Here is a 22,956-nt window from a genome sequence, read left to right as displayed (position 1 = left end):
GCTAGTGTGCATAATAGGTTTCATTCTCATATACAGACTCATATATAAATAAAGATAAAAATAAAGGCAGCCATATATGCTGCCTTATTAGGTTTTTTGAGTAAGAGTTGCTATGACTTTTTATTCATTGAAATAACCTGATAATAACCAGTTGTCTATCAGATATACAAACTCATTCTGCAATTAGAATTTAACTTTTTATATTTATATTAACTATGGCGTTAAATTTACCGTCTGATTGGTTTGCGGCGTAAGCTTAAATTCTTTTAAGTCATAACCTTGTTGTTGTGCAATCTGACGATATTTAGAATAGGTTTCTTGGCTGACATTAGGCGAACGAGCCAACAGCCATAGATAATCTTTGTCAGGTGTACCGACCAATGCCGTTTTATAATCAGCATCACGTGCTAGTACCCAATAATCGGCACGGCCGACTGGTAACCAACGAATCCATGAGGGCAAGAAAGTTACTTTTAGCTTACTACCAGTCTCATCCGCTGGCTTAGCGAGACCTTCAGCAACAATCTCCGAGCCATCTTCGGCCATACACTTGTTAGTGACGGTTATACCTTTACCATCAGCTTTTTGGGCGTAATTGGCCGTAACATCACCTGCGCATTTACGTTGAAAATACATCGGTAGACGCCCTATCTCGTACCACGTTCCGGCATATTTTTCGAGGTCGACGCTATCGACTGTCGTTGGGGTACTTGCAGACTTATGAATGATGGCGCTTGGTTCGATAGACAGCGTCTCTGTTGTCGTCTTATCCATCGTTGCATTGGTAGCAGCCATAGACGCTGCATTGACTGGAGGCGTAGCAGCATAAGCTGAGAACGCAGCCAATGGTATAATAATCGCTAAGGCAATACCTGTATGCTTGATCAGTCCATTCATAAATATGCGCTCCGGTATTTCTTTGTATGATGAGTGAGTGGTATCCGATGACGAATCGGTTTCTTGTTCAGAATCTCTATGCTCAGACTTATCTTTTGATGTTTTTATTTGATCATCTACAGATGCTGAGGTCAGTGGCGCAGACAGAGTTAGTCCTTGGGACTGTTCAAGACTGCTTTTCGAATCATTATTTTTCGTAATGTCATCATCAGACATAGCAGACTCTTTTGCCTTTAGCAGGCTTTTGACAGCGCTCTTGTACCCAAAATAGCTGTCTTGCGAAGACGTGTCTTTTACCGAATGGCTCGGATACTCATCATTCGATTCGTCATGGTTGTAGCTAGCATCATTGCTGGCATAGCCTGTCTTTTGCGCATTATCTTTATCCAGATAATAACTGCTTGACTGGCTAGTCTGCTGAGATTGAGAACCAGCTTCCTGTGAATCAGACCATCCTGACTTAGGTAACTTGTTGGCTTTCATAGAATTACCGTTATTAATAATGACTGTGAAAATTTCTTTGTGTATTTATCCACCTAGTCTAACTCTCTGAACGTCGCCAAATTCAAAAAGCGTGTCTAATAAGTAAACCAGCGCTACAGAATTTGATGTTATTGCAAGGGTCAAAATATATTTTCATAGGCAATTTGCTAATGAATAATAGGCAGCTTGCTTACGAATGATAGAGTAAATACTCTTTAATTAAGTATTCTATATTAAGGACAACTTGACTATTAAAACAGTGTCGCAATGTAGGGAAACGCAACGGTTTGTAAGTAACTATGTGTTTATACAGTGGAATAAACACCTAATAAAAACATAGTTACTTACTGGATAAATATCAGAAAATTCAGTGATGTCCCTGTTAATTTTCAACAAATAATAGGCTCAATATAAGTCGAATTTCTTCTCATTTTTCACTGTTAAAAAACTGACGAATACCAGCAACGCTGACACCGCCATGTGCTAATGCTTGATCTATTATCGTGGGTGATAGACCGCCCAAACCAATGACTGGCATATCGGCCAGCTGTGCTAAGGCAGACCATGCCTCCCAACCAAGTGGTACAGTATCAGGATGCGTGTGAGTGGCTAATACTGGTGAGATAAAAATACCGATCACTGGCGGTAGCTGTTGCTGTATTCGAGCACTGGCGAGTTTGTTGGCCGCTTCAATACTGGCAATATCGTGACAGCTGATTATCAATGGAAAGTCATCCGATAAACAATTCTCAGATACAGAAGTGTCTGAAACACTTTCAAGCCATTGCATTAATGCCGTATGGGTCAAATGATTTGCAACGATTTGATGAGAGATATTTTCATCTTTAATCAGTATTGACTTATCAATGTCTATAACCTGACTATCAGTACCATAAGGTACAATTACTTGAACGTCTGGACGACCATGCATCAATTGCGCTGCTAGATTGCCTGAGCGCTCTGCATCAGCTTCTTTTGTTCTGATATAAACCAAAGACTCTGGTGCTAAATGGGTTTGATGATACTGTAACCATGCTGCCGCTGGATCAGAACATTCGCTAAAATGTGATAATGGATAGGTAATCGTTATCTGCGTTGGCAATCTCAGCCACTCTAGAATCGTTTTATTCGCAGCGGGCAAGGGATACTCACCTGCCAATAGCTTAGATTTATCCACCCATGTCAGCGCCTGCCCTTCTAATCCATATTCGCAATGCTTATGCTGCTCGTATTGCTGCGCTGTCAGCTCAATCTTGTAAACCTGTAGTACAACCTGCTTGTCACCATAGTCATGATGCAAACGACCAAGCTTGACAATAATGTCCTTATCTATAGCAATCCCTGTTTCTTCAGCGACTTCTCGAACCAGTGCCTGTTCTGCACTCTCATTGGCATCAATCTTACCGCCGACGAACTCATAACGATTGCCTTGGTGTTGGGTAGCATTTCTAAACCCAAGGAAATATTGCTCTTTATGATGAATAACAGCGACGGCAACGTTTACGATGACTGCTTTTTTATCTATGGTTTGGTTTATTTCTTGGTTATTTGGTTCACTTGGCATGGTTTTGTCCTTCGTTGTTTATTTTTATTAGAGTATATTCAGTCATACGAAAATGTTAGGAAATAGCAGTTACTTAACTTAAATTACTGATTTTAAATATAATATTCATAGTTTATTTCGAATAAGACAAACTTTATGACAACTGCTTTAGATAAGTTTACATAATAACTGCATTTTATTTTATCAATTGTCTTGCAAAATCATTCAATCTAAATGATAATTATTATCGTTAAAGACGATTACTTACTGTTATCGCTACTCAGCTATTTTTTATCAAAAGGATTTTATTATGAGCATGGTCATCTCTCGTTATCTAAACTGCCGCGAAAACCGTCTACCTACTCTACAATCACAACACTTATTTGCCCTAACCAAGGAAGTACGTATCGAGCATGAAGGTGAAGAATACCGCCTACGCCTGACACGTAATAACCGATTAATCCTAACCAAATAGAATAAACATCACTCGATGCCCACTTATAAAAAAACGCCTTCATTAAAAGGCGTTTTTTATTGGCTGAAAATTACTGTGGTCATCGTTAATGGATATAGGTTTTAGATATTGATAATAATTTATAGTCAAAAAAATCTAAAATTGCTACAAGGCAGTCGACTGCAGATTGTACAGGTAGTACATCTAAGGAGACTAACACCGTAGCAGTTTAGTAGTTCTCTGACTATAGCGTTGCGTTTAGAACTGCCAACTATAAACCACATCTACTGCATTCTCTGCAGCGGCGCTTGCTTCAACATAGATACGACGCGTCAACTGGTAACGAACCGACAAGCTATTCTGAGCATTAAACACACCTACTCCGTAGCGGATATATAAATCAGGGGTCACGTAACCAGTGACATTGACATTGGTGTCTTCACTGCTGCCGGAGGCATCCACGGTGAGAGATTGCAAACCAAAAGCCTGACCTATCTGATTGGTTAAGCTGCGCGTGCCACTCAGTCCGAAACTCAATCCAGCCGCTGCTAAGTTATTGGTAACCTGCGATTTAAATCCTTGCTCACTGATTTGGGTCGCACCTGTATTAGTAAGGCGGCCTGTGACCAATGCATTCATCGCTTGCTGCTGTGTCAGACCAGCATTGTTAAAGACGATGATATTTGGTGATTCAGTATCACCTTTGACGCGTAGGCCTACTATTTTCCCTTCAATGCTTTTAACTGCTTCGACACTTAAGGTCGGATTCATGACATCACCGTCAAAGCGTACTTGACCATAATTGAGCTCTAAACTTTGACCAAAGGCATTGATATCAGTACGACGTGAGACCTGCACCACACCTTTTGCACGCATAACCCCAGTACCATTTTGGGTGATATTAATCGCCCCTGCTAAAGGAATCACGGCACCAAAGCCACGGAAGTTGATATCCTCACCCAAATCAATACCAATGTTTGCATTAATAGACCAAGGCTTCGAGATGGCCAAGACTTCATCAATATTACCAATCAAACGACGATCGAGCACGACTGCATCTTCAGTTTGCGTCACGATATCTTCACTGGCTTCTGGTGGACGGATAGTCGCTGACGGTACACTAATGGCACCTTTAATATCAACATAGCGATCGCCTGGGCGCACAATAATATCAATATCTGGATCGATTTCAGCTACTAGCAATGGCGGCTGAGTAAGCACCAATCCTTCGCCGATAACACTTAGCTTAGCCTGTAACTTTTGTTTCCAATCAACCGTTCCTGTTAAAGAGCCTTTACCGGTACCACTGTTAAACGTGCCATCCATCGTTGCTTGAGTGCCACGAATTTTGGCGGCAGCATTCACATTGGTCAAGTTAATCGGTAAATCCAACATGGCGATACGGCCATTAGAAAGCTTTACGTCACCATAGAACTGCGGCTTATCTAGCGTACCGCCAACGCCACCTGCCATCGTGACATTTCCTCGCAGGACTCGCATCCCTGGGAAGAAAGGCTTAAATATCGCTAGATTAAGCTCATTGAGTACCAGTGCACCCGAAATTGGCTTAGGCGCTTTATAAGGATCAACAACGACCTCAGCATAGCCACGAGCACCGCTTCCAGTATTGATGTCTGTGCGTAGCTTGAGGCCTTCTGGAACGGATACAGCAATGAGAGAAACCCGCTTATAAGGTAAAGTAACAGCAGCGCTATCACCCTCTTGAGCTAAGCCAATTTTGCCATTATCCGAATACAACGTTGTATTAATAGTCGGCGGACGACCACGTTGCCAGCCGACAATGGCTTTACCATTAATCTTGCCATGCCAGTCAATATCTTTGGGCAAAAACACTGAGAATAATGAAGTATCCAGATTTTGTAAGGCCACATCGACCTCACCTTGGTCTGGTGATGCGACTAGTTTTTTGCGTAAACACAGCTTGCCAGTTTGATCAGCAGCTTGCCAACAGTGCGCGGCTAGCTGTACTTCGAAGTCTGTGTTTTTCCCGTTCTGTTCGTTAGGTAGATTCACAATCAACTGCGCTGGTTGCAACTGGTTTAAGGTCGCGTATTTAGACTGAATGCGACCCTCACCGATGACTCCAGACCAGCTCACGTTATTGCGATTGAAACCGCCTTTGACTCTTGCACCAATAGTTAGCTGTTCATTGGCCACATCGAGATCGACCACATGTGCCTGCTCTGTCCCATTAAATGAAGCCTTAACACTTTTAAAACTCTGTCCAGCAGCATCTAAGCCTTCGGCAGTAATGATAAGCTGACTTGGGCTATTTGCCAGATTAACCAGTTTTCCGCGGACACGACCCTGACGTAAAACAAAGCCTGGTAGCGCAAGACGCTCACCCACCAAATCAATATAAATGGTTGGCAACGCTTGTCCTACTGGCTGCGACAAAGTGGCACCGCCAGTTACTTTACCAGCCAGCTGATCTGAGAGCTGATCTAAGCTGGTGATATTAATTTTGGTTTGTAGCTGCTTAGCATTACCGTTAGCAGTTACGTAATTATCACCCCAACGCAGTACGAGGTTTTTGGCATTCAAGCTATCAATTAAGGCATTTACTTTTTTGTATTGCGCTTGAGCATCTTGCGTTTGCAGACTTTCAAAGTAGCTTGCCAAGTCTTTTGGTAAGCGCATTTTCGCCGCCAAGCTGCCTTTAGCGCTCAACGTCTGCCCTTTTAACATACCGCTCAAATTAACTTGCTTGATATTGATAATTTGCTGCGAATCACTCCAGCGTCCATCAGTATCTATCGTACCCGTGATAAGACTTGGTGTGTCTTTTAGGAAATACCCTAGGTTAAAACGATCCATTACCGCATTGATATCCCACGCAACGCCTTGACGCACATCTACGGTACCTTTGGCATCGATGCTGCCGGCAGCACCCACATGACGGAAGCGTTTGATACGAATCAATTGATCATCGCCACTGGCATCAATAGTCAGCTTACCTGCTGGCAGTTGCTCAGCATCCAGTACACCATCGAAATTTACGGCAAAACGTTTTAGCTTACCTGGCGTGTTTTTACTATTGCTAGGCGGCGTTTGCCATTCACCACTGGTGGTTAGATCGCCCGTCAGAATTGCTGGATTATTGGGTAGAAAATAACCCAAATTGAAATCGTCAAAGCGGCCATCTACCGTCCAACCAATATTTTTGCGTAAATCAATGACACCCTTTGCTGCCACTGCGCCAGCCTCGCCATTATAATTTAATTTACGGATACTAATCAGATTTGGCGTGCCAGCAGCATCAATAGATAGGCGGCCTTTTGGTACATCTGCCGTATCAATTTGGCCATCAAAGCGCGCATCAAATACAGACAGCTCACCACCGACGATATCGACGCTGGCATCACCACCACCTGTTATACCGATGGTACGACTGTCTTGTGTGGCATCAAGCTGCGTCTGCAAATCAGTGTTATTCAACGTAATGATATGTCGCTGACCACTAACACCGCTTTTGGTGATATTTAACAGACGACCACGGGCGTTAATACTACCTGTCAAACGCTCAAGTGGTAAGTCGCTGCGGTATTTTTTCGGGAGCAAGCCTTTGGTACTCGCATCAACTTGCCATGTGAGTGGTGTATTTTTACTCGCTAGTCGAATCTGTCCAGTACCAGATAGGTCGCCTACGATTCCTTCATAGTTAAGACGATTGATATCAATGACGTCACCAGCTTTACGTAGACGCACATCATAGTTACCTTTGGGAGCAGCATTGAGCTCATTGATAACCGCATTGGCATCAACGGATAGCTGTGAGTCACGAATGATGACATTCGCCTGTCCACTCGGGCTATTAATATTGCCGACATCAGGCACATCACGGCGGACTAGGTTTTGCCATTTAGCATCAATATACCAAGGAGCCGCCTGTTTAGATTTTGCTGAAACTTTGCCACTGGCAATGTTGGCATTGACATGCTCGCCATCACGTTGACGTAAATCTGCATCTATTTCTGTATTACCAGCGCTATTCTGCTGCTGATAATGTAGCGACAGTCTGCCATTAAGCCTTTGCGGTGCATATGCTTTGAAGTCAGCGTACTCATCAGGAATCGCTTGGCGGATATCAAAGTTACTGCCTGTCGCTCGGATTTTTGCATCAAAGCTGTTTTTCCAATCCAAAATACCCTGCAACACCAGACGTCCAGCAGGCACATCAGCATCTAAACGATCAATACGCAGCTGACTATCAGCAATAACCGCACGGCCTTGATAGTGACCTGAAGGAATGTCTTTGGCCGTCAGTTCAGTATTGATGCGTAGACGTATTTCAGAGATGACACCCTCTGCTGTGGCCGTACCGCTTTTTAGGCGAATATCTTGATCTTCTGCATACGGGATTAAGATATCATCCCATTGCAGTTTTGCCCGAAACGGTGAATCGCTGTCCAATCCCTGCACAATAAAATCACCGGTAACATCACTATCATTATAGCGGCTGCTTACTTTACCAACCGTGCGCTTGAGCGTACCTGTTGCGGTAATGTTTAGTGGATCAATATAGGCTTGTTCTAGTGCACTTACTTCTGCAATAGCACTTAAATCTAGCGGATAATCGCCTTGTAAATCAATTTCACCTTTTAAAGCACTGATATTGACGATATCAGCATACTGCAAATCACCACGAGCAATGGATACCGTGCTGCCGACCCAAGTCAAATCACGGGCAACGACATTAAGGACGATGACAGGCTCTTTGGTCACTTGCTTATAAGTGATGCTTTTAATTTTAGCTTGATCAAAGCGTAGATTGACGGGTAACTGCAGGGTTTTATAATCGAAGGGCTCACCCGTTGGTGGCTCATTATTGATAATTTCAATGGTCTGTATCTCGGCTTCACGCAAATGCACTTCTTTGGCAAATACAGCACGCCAGCCTATCTTTACATAGGCTTTATCAACCAATATCTCAAGGTCTTCAGTCGCCTTGATATCGATGTCGGTCACCCAAATACCGTCACGCAAGTTACCTTGCCCATATTCGAACTCTATGCCTGTCTCGGCACTGACTTTCTCTAATATAAACTTGGTACCTGACTCTGTGCCAGCCGCATAAAAGAACACCGCAAACATAATCGCGAGTACGATTAAAATCAGCACCAGTAGTTTGAGCAAAAATGATAACGGATACAAGCGCCTGACTGCACGAGCGTCACGCTGTGCCGGATCTTCATCTGGTGAGTTACTAGGCGGGTTGTTTTTTGTCAGCATGGCACTCAACTACGTTAAAGAATGATTACCGGCAATCGGTACGATAAATAAATAACAGAACGAATCAAACAATTATAAAGGCGAACCAATAAAGAAGTGCAGTCTAATGGGAATACTCTCCTCTGTCACGCCAGCCGCCACATCGACTCGCACCACGCCCACAGGTGACGACCAACGAATACCGACGCCAACACCGACCTTTGTCTCAGTATCAAAGTTTTCGTCATAAGCATTACCCACATCCGTGAAGAATGCTGCACGAAGACCCGGTTTGAACTCATAGTTATACTCTGCACTACCCACCGCAAGAATTTGACCACCTGTCAGATAGCCGTTCTCTAGTGGTGATAAGCTCTCATAGTCATAACCACGGATGCTCTGGTCACCACCTGCAAAGAAACGTAATTTATAAGGCACTTCGTAAAAATCATCTGCCCAGATATAGCCCGTATTCAGACTGCCTAATACTTGATGCTTATCGGCATCGCCGAAGCTATAAAGACCACTAACACCTGCACGAACGATTGCCATATTGGTATCACTAGCAACTGATTCACTGCCTGCTTCAATAGAGTAAGACTGACGTATGCCCTGAGTCGGATTAGTCACACTATCTATACTGGTTTTACTCATGCCATAGCCAAATAACAACGCTTGCTGACTAGGATTTGAAGACGTAAAACGTATAGGCAGATCATCCAACTCTGTTTCATCGACCCCTGTTTCTAACTCATCCAAACGGTAGCGCACAGAGTAGCTACGATTCCATCCGTTATCTTGACGGATATTACGTGCCAATGCTGCTTTTAGTGTTCTGGTAGACAGATCAAAGTTACCTTCACCTTGGTCGATCACTTCTTCCTCATAAGTCAGACGTGCATCTAGCTTATCATTCAGCGGGTGCTTCCAAGGTCGACTGGCATAGACCGCCACATTTTTAGCAATTCTTGAAACTTCCGTTTCTGCACCAGCCTGATAGCCTTGACGATTTATCAAGTTGTAATCTATTTTTGCCGTTGCTCGCACGCCAGTATCTGTACCGTAACCAAGACCGACTTGGGCGTCGCGCGGTTTGTCAGAGGCAACAAAAACATACAACGGCACTTTTTTACTTTCTGCCACTTCTTGCGGTGTTTTACGTCCTGCTAATGTCGGTGGCACAAAGCTTTCATCGGAAAGCAGGCTTTTTTCATCAGGCAGTATTTTTTGAGCAACATTACTGATTGAGTCACTGATTTTACCTAACAGGTTGTCTGCCTCTTGAGGTTTTTCATCTAATACCCGATCGTTCGGCAAACGGCTTAAACGATCTGCTTTTTGTTCAATGGCTTGCAGCTTATCTAGGGTTGCTTCATCAGCCTCGAACTCAATAGCAGCAATATCGTCTTCATTGACTGTGTTTTCACTAACCACGCTGCCGTTATTAGAATCGCTGGCGCCACTAACAAGTGCCTCGTTCGCCGTCATTAGAGAGTCATTACCATTATTAATAACATCAGTAATGCTACCGCTACTAACGTCTTCATCTGACTCTGACGTACCGTTGCTATTCACTGGAGTATTATCAAAAGCCAATGTACTGGCCTCACTACTCTCATTTGGTGGTAGTATCGACTCAACGTTCACTGTATTAAAGTAACGAGTCGCTGATAAATCATTACTAAATTTGGTCACATCAGGCGCATAAAATGGATCGCCGGGTTTGAAATCAAGCAGCTGCTGCAATAATGGCAGCTCAACAGGCAGCTTATCAGGGTCTTCCGTTAACGTATTGGTCTCTCGGTCATAGGTAAAAAACACAACGTCATCAAACTGGTAACGACTGCCCGTGTCATAAACCAAAGAAACATCTGCTGTGTTATCCGGCAAGATAATATCAACCGATTTGTTTAGCCAATATTGGTCAAAATAACCATAGGTATTACTCAGTGACTCTAGCGCAGCTTTGCTGTTTTTGTAGACACGGTGATTAAAGATATCTTCTTCTTGTGGTGGGAGTTCGTTTTCAAAGTTTGCAAATTCCTCTTGCTCACTACCTTCGCCACGAATCTCAATAATACGGCTATCGACACGTACTGGCTCACCCAACTCTTCAATAACCACATCCAGAGTATCGCTACTAGGCTGGCGCAGACTCAACGTAACCTCATAGTAGCCCACGGCTTTTGCAGCATCCAGTGCCGTCTGACGCAAGCGCGGTAAAGCAGCAGTAAAGTCAGCAACGGACTGAACTGTGGTGTTATCCAGTGCGGCTTTAATGTTTTTCATTGGCTGGATATCATTATCCGCCTTGGTTTCTTTTGGTTCGCTATCGTCCGTATCTTCAGACGTGGCTTCCTGTAAGTAGATGGTCGTTTCAACATTAGGTATGGCAATGGCGCCATCATTAAAGAAACGATTATAAAGGCGCTTTACAATGTTGCCTTTGTTACGCTCTCGAGGCCCAGGTCTATTGGTTTGTTCGACATTTTCAACGGCTACCTGAGTATCTGTTTGATAATCTGGCAGATAATCACCTGGATCGATAATATTTGCTGTCGCACCCTCTACATCCTCCACATCACTGTTGTTCGCGACTAGCTCATTACTATTATCAATAGCATCGCTGTCGCTATTACCATCACTATCACTGTCACCATCCACACTTTCAGCACTGACAGAGCTGCTGACATTTATCGGATTCGACACCAATTCAGTCGTGTCTGTTGGCTCAGTGGCATTTTCACTCTTACCCAATGTATCAAGATTACTAGGTAATGGTAGGCTGTCAGCATCAAGATCCACATCTAAGCCAATAGGCGGTGCGGTATCATTCAACGTCGCGATTGGCGCTGTAAAATCGCTATCAACGTCACTACTACTGATGCCATTGGCATTATTACGGTTATTACCGCTATCTATCGTATTAATGTCTTGGGTATTTTGCGTATTCAATTCAGCCAGTTCACGATCTATCTGCGCAGGCGTCATCATCTGATAACCCTGCTGCTGTATCGCTGTGGCTTGTTGCAACAACTCATCATCCGAACTATCAAAAATATTGCGCTGAGCATCATCATTTGAATCTAAAAGTGTGGCTAACTGACTGGCCGCTACTTGATTGGTCATGGATTGAGCAGGAGTATTTGCATTGATAGCAGTATCAGCCAAAGCTGCAGGTGCGATACCAAAACCGACAAAGCTGGTCGCTAAAGCAGAAAAAAGCGCAGAGCGTGTAAAGTGAATGCGCGGCGCATCACACGTAGTCATACGAGGGCCGTTTTGAGTCTGGCAAGGTTGAATATCGCAAGTTTGAGTCTGGCAAGGTTGAATATCGCAAGCTTGAGCATGGCAAGTTTGCATGCGTTGGGCACTGATACTATCTGGCACATTTATAGAGATATCACACGGATTAACCGATACAGGACGCGCTAGAGTTGAAGGCTGGTGGTTCATGTTTATTTCCTATCACCTCACGCGGCACAATGTCATTAACGAGGGCAATCGCTAAGTCTTACCGGTGAATAAACTTATTAACAGTTGGCTGAGATTCTGATTGACTACCTTTGCTCTTGATAATGACAGTCTACGGCCTATAGTGCAAACTTTAGTCCTGAGTGCCGTTATCGTATCAATAGGTAGGTAGACCGTATTGCTAGCGGGGCTTGCCATCACTTATATATAACAGTAAAACCCTGTAAAATTCACAAATCATAACGTAGATAATTATGAAATCATAGCGTTGGGCGCATGTATTTATACCAAAGCCTTGCTATTATACGTCCTAATATTGATAAAACCTATGCTATATTTCGATAAGTTTTTGATACTATTAATAATTACCTTTATCTTAAAAGCCCCACTCCGTATGTCCTTTTAATCTATCAGCCGCGATCTATCTGTAGGAACTTTCATGGCAAATCAGTTTCAGTTATTTAAGCACCGCCGGTTTAGTGCCATGTTTTTTACCCAGTTTTTGGGCGCGTTTAATGACAATGTTTTTAAGCAAGCGCTCATACTGGTTCTGACTTACACCGCTGCAAGTCAGTTGGGAATGGAAGTCAGTATTTTAAATAACTTAGCCGCGATGTTATTTATCTTGCCCTATTTTTTGTTTTCAGCGCTGGCAGGGCAAATTGCGGATAAATACGAAAAGTCAAAGCTAACGCAATTGATCAAACTGCTTGAGCTTGTGATCATGGCGATCGCTGCGGTTGGTTTCGTGTTTGAGTGGTATGCCCTATTATTTGTAGCATTGTTTTTAATGGGTACCCATTCAACTTTTTTTGGACCGATTAAATACGCCTACTTGCCGCAAGCGATGAAAGAAGACGAGTTGGTTGGTGCCAATGGTTTGTTTCAAATGGGCACCTCATTAGCTATTCTGCTGGGTATGATTATCGCGGGCGTCCTCACACAACTGTCGCAGTCGCTATATTGGATTAGTGTGACCGTTCTGATCGTAGCCGTGTTGGGCTATTTGGCAGCACGTTACATTCCAACCATGCCAGCGATGCAGCCCAGTCTAAAAATCAACTGGAATATTTTTACCACCAGTTTGGCCACGGTTCGCTACTTATATTCATTACCTTTTCTATTCTGCGTCATCCTTGGCAACAGCTGGTTTTGGTTTTATGGTGCGACGTTCTTGACCCAAATGCCAGAGCTTAGCAAAGTCATTTTGCATGGTGATGAGTCAGTGGTGATTTTCCTATTGACGCTATTTTCGGTTGGCGTATCGATTGGTTCATTACTGTGTAAATCATTGACCAAAAACCAAGTCAGTTTGCGCTTATTACCTTTTGGTATTGCTGGATTGAGTATTTTTGCGATCGATTTATATTTCTCACTATCAGGCCTCAATATCAACGTGAGCAATGACACCTTCCTCAGTGTCAGTGATTTAGTGGGTATGAGTGGTAGCTGGCGAGTATTTGCAGACTTGTTCTTTTTGGGCTTTAGTGGCGGTCTATATATTGTGCCTTTGTATGCGTCTATGCAGGCATATGCACCCAAAAGCCATCGTGCGCGTATCATTGGTGCTAATAATATCTTTAATGCGATATTTATGGTTACCTCAGCGATTTTCGCGATTGTTATCTTAAATACGTTGGCGTTGAGCATGCCTCAGCTGTTTTTGGCAACAGGACTACTCAATATTGCATTTGGCGCGTTTTTATATATTAAGCTCAATAGGCATATCAAAAGTGCTGTGATTCAAACGCATGATGAAGTCGTTCCATAAATATGCTAAAGCTGAATTGAGTATTACTATAGTAATCAGTATGTTTTTGAGCCGATAATATTCGTGCTGATAATTTAGATTGTTTGCTATAGCAATGCTTGTGAAGCTGAGACTATAATTGTCTCAGAAAAACAGACAACCTTATTTGTTGATAGTAACTCTTAACAATAGCACTTTAACAACAGAATCTTTTAACAGCAGTACCTTTTAATAATAACATCTTTTAATAACAGTACCTTTTGATAGTACATACAGCCATTAGGAGTGAATTATGGCCTTACATCCCTTATCCAAAATCGACCAGTTCTTACTCGGCGTCGATAAGGCATTACGAGCTGTCGTACCGCACTCAAACCCTAGTACGCGTCCATTACCAGTCAGCAACGATGAGATTCCTGAGCTGACCATCACTGAGGCACGGCATGTCGCAGGGCTGATGCGTATCAATCATACTGGTGAAGTATGCGCGCAAGGGCTTTATCACGGTCAAGCCTTTGCGGCGAAAGATCATGGCGTCAAGCAAGCCATGCAACACTCTGCCGAAGAGGAAGTTGACCATCTGGTATGGTGTGAGACTCGTCTAAGTGAGCTTGGTAGCCACGCCAGTCTCTTTACGCCACTATGGTACGGCATGTCTTTTAGTCTTGGGGCAGTAGCTGGTGCTATCTCTAATGAATTCAGCTTGGGGTTTGTCGCAGAGACAGAAGCACAAGTCAGTGAGCACTTGCAAGATCATATCCAGCAACTGCCTGAGCATGACAAACGCTCAAAGGAGATACTGGCACAAATGGATATCGAAGAGTTGCACCATCGTGAACTCGCACTTGCCAGCGGCGGCGCTGCATTGTCACCGCCTGTACGCAAGACGATGCGCTGGATGGCCAACCGTATGAAAGCCACTGCTTATCATTTGTAGTAGTAAACGATGTAGTTGCCAGCTCTAGGTTAATAGAGACTATAAGCTTGATTATCGCGTCTGCTATCGAGTTTTTGACGTTTGCTATTAACAATCCTACTACTGATAGCGTAAAGCTTAATTTGCTACGGTATGAGAAATTTGTACGATTTTGCAGTAAAGACACAACTTATATGACCATTTAATTGCTAAATAACGACTAAATAAACAAGGTAACAATCTTTATGAAAACCATTAAAAAATCAATGCTCTCTAGCAGTGTGTCTACCAAGTCTTCGAAACTGGTCACGATGACCGCACTAGCAGCCGCATGCACAATGTTGCTATCAGCACCTGTCAATGCAGCTGAAACCAATGCAGCAGCCACATCCGTCCCTAGTGCTGTAGACTCTAGTAAACGTGTGATTCGTCTTGCTCAACCCAAAGCAGACAGTACAGCTCAATCAAGTACTCAACCAGCGCCACAAACTAATGCACCTGTCGCTGCTACTCAACAAAGCGCTCCTACGCAAAGTCTTTTTCCAATGAGTTCTGGGCAGCCACAAACCGTCACACCTGCCCCAACCAAGCCGGTGTACACAGGTAGCACTCATGTCTATGAGCCAGGTCCAATGACGACATCTGGTATCGACCTGCGTAGTGGTCAACTTGCAAACATTCCAACGCCGAAAGTACAGTTGTCAGACGTGAGCTTTTTAAAGACCGTATTGATTCCACAACAAACAACCGCTAACTCTGATAAATTAGACGTGAGTCTGCTTGATGACTTTATCCAAGAGGCATCACCTAATGCCCGCCACTATCCACCAAACTTCCCTAACCGTACACAACGATATAATGTTCGCGAAAAAATCAAAGTATTGGCTGAGTGGATTGAACCTTATGCCCTGTCACCAAATGCCTCTTATGATGTGCTGCTTCGTGCAGCCAAGCTTAACGGCATGGGACGTAACCTAGATTTGGGTTCAGACTATACGATACGCGGTGGCAAATATGTGGACCGTGCCATCAAACTGCAACCTGATAGCGGTGAAGCCAACTTCTTGTATGGCATGATGCTATCAGAAGGTGGTGGTTTTAAAGAAGGTCAAAAATACTTAGATAAAGCCGTCTCTCTAGGCTATACGGAAGCAGAGCAAAGCTTGGCACAGTCGGACGTCTTAAGTGACCGTCGTGATAGCGCGTTAGAGCGTCTGCGTCGCCTTGAGAGTAAAAATCCCAACAATGCTATGATTGGTCAGCAGATAAAACTTGTTGAAGAAGGTAAGTTCTACATTTGGGACATACCAGCACCTGACATCAACGTTAAACCAGGTGTCTAAAATGGTTTTACGTATTGATCAAAATGATTGATACATAATCTACGACCAAAGCAGTCAGCGTCTTCATTTTATATCGATATTATTTCAATATAAAATGGAGACGCTTTTTTGTGTCCACTAATAAACCAGTTATTCTAATTAGCTTCTTATCCCGCTTAAATGAATAATATATTCGATTGGTGAGATGTAAATACAACTAAGCAATACCAATAGTAGTATCAACGATAGATAGCCTTATTCCTTCGAAATTACTTAATGAAAAAGCCCTAACGATAGAGCTTAAAATAAAAAAGCTTAATCGCAAAAGTTACGCTACACTCTCTCTTGTACACCGCTTACTGACTTATACCTTGATGACTAACTGGACTGAACTATGACTTTCGTTAACCCTATAAAAAATATGGTAACGCACGCCAATAAAAAAAGCATACCGATCACTTCAGTCGCTTTGATAGCAGCGATGGCGTTATTGCCGGCATGTAGTACGGTCTCGGTAAATAAACAAGCGTCAGCAAAGACCATTACGGCACAGCGTGGCAACATTGTCACGGACAACAAGCTCAGTAGTGACACCGCATCAGCACTCTTATCAGCAGGGCTCAATGAGCAAGCTTGTATGCAGCAGTTTGATTTATGTTTGACCCAGCTCACCGATAGCATCTTAGATGAACACCACCGTTCCTCACTGGCTATTTTTTCTGAACTACATTATGCAAAGGCTCGGCAGCTTGCCAAATCGCAAGACTGCCTCAATGCGCTTTCTCGCCCGCCACTCGACCCTTATTATGCCAATGCACCGTTAAGTGATACCGAGGCCAATGTTCAACAAGAAAACACCGGTCGTTGCCTAACTGGCTACCAAGAGCGATTGTTTAATGCGATAAAATACAGTTATACCTATCTATTTTATGACAGCTTAGCGCATGATTTTGAAGGTAGCGCTCAGGATAGTAGCCATTCTAGTACACCAAACCGCATTCCAAATGATACTGATATTCAGACCCAAGATATTTATAATGCGGCAAGCAATGATGTCATCACTCAGCTCTATAAGGCAGTAGATGGTTCAGATAAACTGATGGGCGACCCACAGATAGAACATTTACCAATAGCCTCCACTGAACGTGATAATAGCGCGCAGGCTGCTATTGCTAACCGTGCACCTCTAGAAGGCAAGACTACCGACCAAGTCAAAGTCATGAAGATACAAGTCGATGGCTATGACCTCGGCGTTTATTTGCCCAATGAAAACAGCTATTTGCAAAATGCACATAAGCAAACCTCCGCTTTGGCAGACTTGGTCTCCACTTATGATTTACGTCTCTCTGGGCTCAACTCAATCAGTAAACGTCCAGGCTTGGGCATTAGCTTGGTTGCGTCATTGGATGATCGCTATACCACCACGATTCGCCAATTATTGGTATCCTCACTGTCAGGTCAATCGGATGATAAAAAAGATAATATCGATGATAGCAAACCAAGTTCGCGAATTTATCCCACAGGCCATTTACTATTAACGGGTCTGATTGAGCCCAGTGGCGATAGCGTGCTAGAAGTACTAGACAGTCGTAAACTCGATATCCACCTGTATAATCCGTATCAAAGCGAAAGTGTTAATATCCTCAATAATGACTATCCACTGGCCGCCAACTTCTCTGCCGGTTACGGCTTGTGGCTATCAGAGAACCAATTAGATGGCGTCGGCTATCTAAATTTGATTACTCGCCAACCAGAAGAAAGACTGCCCAAACTGTTTATGCTCGAGCCTTATGATCCCAATAAACGCGTACTGATTATGTTGCATGGCTTGGCCTCTAGCCCTGCAACATGGGTGAATTTGACCAACGATATTCTCAATGATGATAAGTTACGTGACAACTATCAGGTTTGGCAAATATTTTACCCAACCAACTTACCTATTTTAGAAAACCGTTACCAAATACAACGTCTGATTGACAGCACTTATCAGCAGACGGATCCGACAGGACAAAATCTCGCGAGCAAAAACAGTGTGATTATCAGTCATAGTATGGGTGCTGTGATCGCTCGCATGATGCTATCTGATGAAAACTTAGTCGATGACCTAGACAATCTCGATGATCAAAACATACTCTCTAATAGCGAAAAACGTAAAGTCCGCGACGCACTCAAAGCTTCTTTTGGTGAGGCACAATTACAAGAACGTTTTAAGCTAAAAACATTACCACAAGTAGATACCGCTGTCTTTTTGTCTGCGCCGTTTCGCGGTACTGATTATGCAGACCGCTGGTTCACGCGCGCCCTACGCCGTGTTGTCTACCTACCCGTTGGTTTAGTGAAAACTGTCACTGAAAATTTAGCAACGATTGCAACGAAAGGCGATTTGGCAGACAACCCATTAGGCGCACTATATCTACAAAACGGTGCTAGCCAGCTCAGCGATAAATCCTCCTTTATACAGCTCACCAAAGATCTCACTATCAATGACCGCATTACTTATCACTCAATTATTGCCAATAACGATGCTGACATCACTAAAGGACTGGCAGAAATGCAGCCGGGCGGTGCGAGAATCGACTTGTCACAAGCGATAGAAGAAGACGCAAGAGGTGAAGCTATTAGCGCAAGTGAGAACGCTGATTCTGATAGCGCTAAACTGACAGACGAATCGCTTGTAGCGGCCGTTACCATCGACGAAAATATCAGTCAGGCATTAACTGAACGCCTATCTGATGGTATCGTACCTTATACCAGTGCCCATCTAGACGGTGCAGCTTCCGAAACCGTTATTAATGGTGGTCACAGCATTCAAGAAAACCCTCAAACTATTTTGACATTAAGGCGTATACTGCATCAGCAGCTCAATCAATAGTTTAGGGTCTGTTGAACATTGACGATATTGAACACTGCTAAGTACGATAAAACACCTTCTTTATACTTTATTACAATATATAATATTGTATAAGGAATATAGCATTAACTTATTCTTACTAATTTATATTTACTAGTAAGTATGCGTTACATGGCCTTACTTGTAGCGATAAAGCTGCAGGCGCATAATGAAGCATCAGTAACAGTAATTGAATGAACGACTATTTCTTAATTTGTATGGATATAAATTATTTATTCAGTTGAATCGCTTTAGTCATAGCATAAATAAAACGGTTTAACTCGCTAATATTCACAGCTAAAGAAAACCTGATTATTGACCGCGATACTCGTATAAAAGGTTGCGGGCAGTTACTTGAGCGTATCATGGAAGCTTGCGCTACTTGGCTAACAAATAAAGGTAAGCGCTTATGTTCGCTGCATTTATGATCGACCAAATGGACGCGTTGTTACTCGCGCGTATTCAATTCGCTTTTGTTATTTCATTTCATATTGTATTTCCTGCTTTTTCTATTGGACTAGCCAGTTGGTTGACGGTGCTTGAATTCCGTTGGCTTCGAACGGGCGATCCTATCTATGCCGAAGTTTATAAGCATTGGATTAAGATATTCGCTGTCGTATTCGGTATGGGTGTCGTATCCGGTGTGGTAATGTCTTATCAATTCGGCACCAACTGGGCGGTATTCTCTGACAAAGCCGGTAACGTCTTAGGCCCACTACTCGCCTATGAAGTACTGACTGCTTTCTTCTTAGAAGCTTCTTTCTTAGGGATTATGCTGTTCGGTTGGGGACGTGTGAGCAAACGCATGCATTTTGCTGCAACTGCAATTGTCGCCATCGGCACACTGATTTCAGGTTTTTGGATTTTAGCCGCCAACAGCTTTATGCAAACGCCGCAGGGCTTTATGGTGGGCGCAGATGGCTTGCTATACCCAACCAACTGGCTTGAGATTATCTTTAATCCATCTTTCCCTTACCGTTATGCTCATATGATGACAGCAGCATTTTTGACAACTGCATTTGTCATTGGGGGTATTGGTGCTTATTATTTACAATCCAAAAAACATACTGAGCACCGCAAACACGGTCGCGTCATGCTAGGTATGGCGATGATTATGGCCATATTTGTCGCGCCAGCTCAGGTGTTGATTGGTGATGAACATGGTCTAAATACTTTAGAGCATCAACCAGCCAAAGTCGCTGCGATGGAAGGTATTTGGGAAGATGAGCGCGGTGCCGCCTTACGCTTATTTGCGATTCCTGACCAAGAAAACCAAACCAATAAATATGAAGTTAAGATTCCATATGTCTCTGGTTTGATTCTGACACATTCATTAGATGGCGAAGTTAAAGGTCTCAAAAACTGGGCACCTGAAGACCAACCACACGTTATGATTGTGTTTTGGGCGTTCCGTATCATGGTTGCTATTGGTATGTTAATGGTGCTGGTCGGTTTATTTAGCATATACAAATACTTCAAAAAACAGCAATTCAATCCCGAAAGCGTCTGGTTCCACCGTGCGTGGATGATGATGACACCGCTTGGTTTTATTGCATTATTATCTGGTTGGTTTGTGACTGAAACCGGTCGCCAACCATGGACCGTGTATGGCGTTATTCGTACTGCTGAAAGTATGTCACCAGTCGCTGCACAGCAAGTCGCGACCACATTGATTGGTTTCATTGTGCTGTATATTTTTGTCTTTGGTGCAGGCAGTTTCTATATCCTACGCTTGATTGCTCAAGGGCCAAAACCCTATTCAGACCCTTCTGAAGATAACTTCTATGAGCATTCTGTCACAGAAGGTCAAGGTCGCACGTTGACTGGCGATACCAGTGCTGGCGACAGAATGAGAACAGACCTTGATGAACCTGCAGATGACATCGATGAAGGAGGGTTACGCTAATGTTTAACTACGGTGATGTATTAGACTTACCTTTGATCTGGGGCGGACTTATCGCTCTCGCAGTCTTTGTCTATGTTTTACTAGACGGTTTCGATTTAGGCTGCGGTATTTTATTTCCATTTGCAGGCTCCGATAAAAATCGTAGCCGCATCATGAACTCTATCGCACCGTTTTGGGATGGTAATGAGACGTGGTTGGTACTGGGCGGTGGTGGCTTGTTCGCCGCTTTCCCAGTCGCTTATGGCATCATTATGACGGGTCTTTATTTACCTGTGACAGCGATGTTATTTGGTCTTATCTTGCGCGGCATAGCATTTGAGTTTCGATTTAAATCTTCGACACGTCGCCATGTCTGGGATACTTGCTTTTTTGTCGGTTCAGTACTTGCTACTTTTTCTCAAGGGATTATGCTTGGGGCATTGGTACAAGGGCTTGAAGCGAGCAATCGCTTGTATACCGGTGGGCCGTTTGACTGGCTAACGCCTTTCTCTATCGTCTGCGGTTTTGCGATGATTATCGGTTATGCCCTACTTGGCTCTACCTGGCTTATTATCAAGACAGAACACAAATTACAAGTTTGGGCACGCAGAGTTTCTGGCTGGATGCTATCTGCTCTAGTTGTCGCCATGATTGTCGTCACAGTATTTATGTATTTTTCAGATATCAATGCACTCGACGGATGGTTTCACTTCCCAGACTTATTATATCTGGCTCCCATGCCTATTATCGTCATGGTGTTATTCTTTATTATGCGTAAAGACTTGAACACTGAACGTGAATATCGTCCATTCCTATTGACTGTCGCGTTATTTTTGATGGGTTATATCGGTGTTTGTTCTGCCATGTTCCCTTATATCGTACCGTATCAAATGACGATTTATGAAGCAGCAGCAGCAGATACATCACTGTCCTTTATGCTCGTTGGTGCTGGTATTATGCTACCCATTATTTTGAGTTACACCGCTTTTGCGTATTACACCTTTAAGGGTAAGACGGATCATGAGCATATGTACTGATAAATAAGAACGTTAAGCATGGACATATGAATTGATAAAACAGTCACTGGCTATTGCTGTTATTAGCAGTAGCTATACTGATGTTCAAAAGCGTATTGACACGTAAATGGGAGACGAGCATGAAAAAGCTCAGTAAGAAAAAGTCACAATGGCTATGGTTTGTCGGCCTATATGTGGCAGGATTTTTGGTCGTGTTTACCATTGCACAGCTAATCAAACTAGCAATGGGTGTTTAACATTCCCCGAGATACACGCATAAAAAAGCAGCGTTGATTAAATCAACGCTGCTTTTTTATGCATACTTATATAAGAATTTATCGAGCTTATACACCTAAGTGGTTTTTGGCACCTTTACTTTCAATAAAATCGTTTACCTGTTCCAAGCGTTCAGGCGTGCCCACATCTATCCAATTGTCAGTAATGACTTCAGCAGTAATCTGAAACTTGAGCATTGCTTGTTTGAGCAATGGTGCCAACGCCGCTGGCTGACCTGATACCAAACCATCAACCAATCTAGGAGACATCACACTGATGCCAGCAAAGGTATATTTATCACCATCACCTACAGGTTGCTCACTAGCAAGCCCATTATTAATCGCAAAATCCCCGCTATCATTGTGCGCCGGATTATCAATCAAGAGTAAATGTGCACGCTGATCAGCACCCAGTGTATAGTCTTGCAACTGGGTAAAATCATAGGTCGTCCAAACATCAGAATTCACTAAGATAAACGGCTCATCACGCAGCTTACCAGTTTGTAGTGCCTGAAAAATACCACCCGCTGTTTCTAAAGGTTCATCGCCTTCTACTGACCAATGCAGTTTTACGCCATATTGAGTGCCATCACCCAACGTATCGATGAGCTTATCAGCCAACCATGACGCATTGATCGTAATGTCAGTGATACCTGCCGCCTGTAGCGCTTTGATATGCCAAACGATAAGCGGCTGACCCGCAACTTCCACCAAAGGCTTGGGCGTCTCAAGCGTCAACGGGCGTAGACGAGTACCCTTGCCCGCTGCCAAAATCATGGCTTGTGTAATCGTAGAGGTAGACATGTACACTCCTATAAT

At 43.3% G+C, this 22,956-nt stretch carries 13 protein-coding genes; 8 read left to right on the top strand and 5 right to left on the bottom strand.

The genetic code is table 11. From position 1 onward, the window contains the following. Positions 1–213: 213 nt before the first annotated feature. Positions 214–1,380, bottom strand: a complete 1,167-nt coding sequence (locus tag IPZ60_RS06225; RefSeq protein ID WP_194196987.1) for a lipocalin family protein — start codon at positions 1,378–1,380, stop codon at positions 214–216. A gap of 427 nt (positions 1,381–1,807) precedes the next feature. Further along, positions 1,808–2,944 carry an NUDIX domain-containing protein gene (locus tag IPZ60_RS06220; protein WP_194196986.1) on the bottom strand — a complete coding sequence of 379 codons (1,137 nt, stop codon included), beginning with the start codon at positions 2,942–2,944 and terminating at the stop codon, positions 1,808–1,810. 295 nt (positions 2,945–3,239) lie between these two features. Between IPZ60_RS06220 and hemP the strand changes: the two genes are divergently transcribed. Beyond that, positions 3,240–3,398 (top strand): hemin uptake protein HemP, encoded by a 159-nt coding sequence (hemP, locus tag IPZ60_RS06215; RefSeq protein ID WP_227672156.1) that lies wholly within the window; start codon positions 3,240–3,242, stop codon positions 3,396–3,398. Between the two features lie 237 nt (positions 3,399–3,635). On the opposite strand, the gene IPZ60_RS06210 is transcribed toward hemP, so the two are convergent. Both IPZ60_RS06210 and IPZ60_RS06205 read right to left on the bottom strand, forming a co-directional pair. Next, complete coding sequence (locus IPZ60_RS06210; RefSeq protein ID WP_194196985.1) at positions 3,636–8,630, bottom strand: translocation/assembly module TamB domain-containing protein; 4,995 nt, start codon at positions 8,628–8,630, stop codon at positions 3,636–3,638. A gap of 72 nt (positions 8,631–8,702) precedes the next feature. Then, positions 8,703–12,065: an autotransporter assembly complex family protein gene (locus tag IPZ60_RS06205; protein ID WP_194196984.1), complete on the bottom strand. Its 3,363-nt coding sequence runs from the start codon at positions 12,063–12,065 to the stop codon at positions 8,703–8,705. Positions 12,066–12,522: 457 nt separating this feature from the next. Here IPZ60_RS06205 and IPZ60_RS06200 point away from each other — a divergent pair, with 457 nt between their 5' ends. The 7 genes from IPZ60_RS06200 (at position 12,523) to IPZ60_RS14375 (ending at position 22,119) form a co-directional block, all read left to right on the top strand. After that, positions 12,523–13,854 carry an MFS transporter gene (locus tag IPZ60_RS06200; RefSeq protein WP_194196983.1) on the top strand — a complete coding sequence of 444 codons (1,332 nt, stop codon included), beginning with the start codon at positions 12,523–12,525 and terminating at the stop codon, positions 13,852–13,854. Positions 13,855–14,125: 271 nt separating this feature from the next. Next, positions 14,126–14,770, top strand: coding sequence for a 2-polyprenyl-3-methyl-6-methoxy-1,4-benzoquinone monooxygenase (gene coq7 / locus IPZ60_RS06195; RefSeq protein WP_194196982.1), 645 nt, complete (start codon positions 14,126–14,128; stop codon positions 14,768–14,770). A gap of 224 nt (positions 14,771–14,994) precedes the next feature. After that, positions 14,995–16,092 (top strand): hypothetical protein, encoded by a 1,098-nt coding sequence (locus tag IPZ60_RS06190; RefSeq protein WP_194196981.1) that lies wholly within the window; start codon positions 14,995–14,997, stop codon positions 16,090–16,092. A 373-nt stretch (positions 16,093–16,465) separates the two neighbouring features. Beyond that, entirely contained in the window at positions 16,466–18,943 is a 2,478-nt protein-coding gene (locus IPZ60_RS06185; protein WP_194196980.1) for a triacylglycerol lipase, read from the top strand. A 427-nt stretch (positions 18,944–19,370) separates the two neighbouring features. Continuing rightward, positions 19,371–20,867 (top strand): cytochrome ubiquinol oxidase subunit I, encoded by a 1,497-nt coding sequence (locus IPZ60_RS06180; protein ID WP_194196979.1) that lies wholly within the window; start codon positions 19,371–19,373, stop codon positions 20,865–20,867. Then, positions 20,867–21,883 carry a cytochrome d ubiquinol oxidase subunit II gene (cydB, locus tag IPZ60_RS06175; RefSeq protein WP_110922378.1) on the top strand — a complete coding sequence of 339 codons (1,017 nt, stop codon included), beginning with the start codon at positions 20,867–20,869 and terminating at the stop codon, positions 21,881–21,883. Before IPZ60_RS06180 ends, cydB begins: the two co-directional genes overlap by 1 nt. Before the next feature lie 119 nt (positions 21,884–22,002). Then, complete coding sequence (locus tag IPZ60_RS14375) at positions 22,003–22,119, top strand: DUF2474 domain-containing protein (protein ID WP_370463019.1); 117 nt, start codon at positions 22,003–22,005, stop codon at positions 22,117–22,119. An 87-nt stretch (positions 22,120–22,206) separates the two neighbouring features. Here the strand turns inward: IPZ60_RS14375 and murU are convergent, their stop codons facing one another. After that, the gene (gene murU, locus IPZ60_RS06170; protein ID WP_194196978.1) at positions 22,207–22,941 is read right to left on the bottom strand and encodes an N-acetylmuramate alpha-1-phosphate uridylyltransferase MurU; all 735 of its coding nucleotides are present in this window, start codon (positions 22,939–22,941) and stop codon (positions 22,207–22,209) included. Positions 22,942–22,956 lie beyond the last annotated feature (15 nt).

It is taken from the genome of Psychrobacter sp. NG25 (assembly GCF_015234355.1).
Lineage (GTDB): Bacteria > Pseudomonadota > Gammaproteobacteria > Pseudomonadales > Moraxellaceae > Psychrobacter.
The sequence above is the reverse complement of the archived record's forward strand: the minus strand, read 5'-3'. Positions and strand labels throughout refer to the sequence as shown.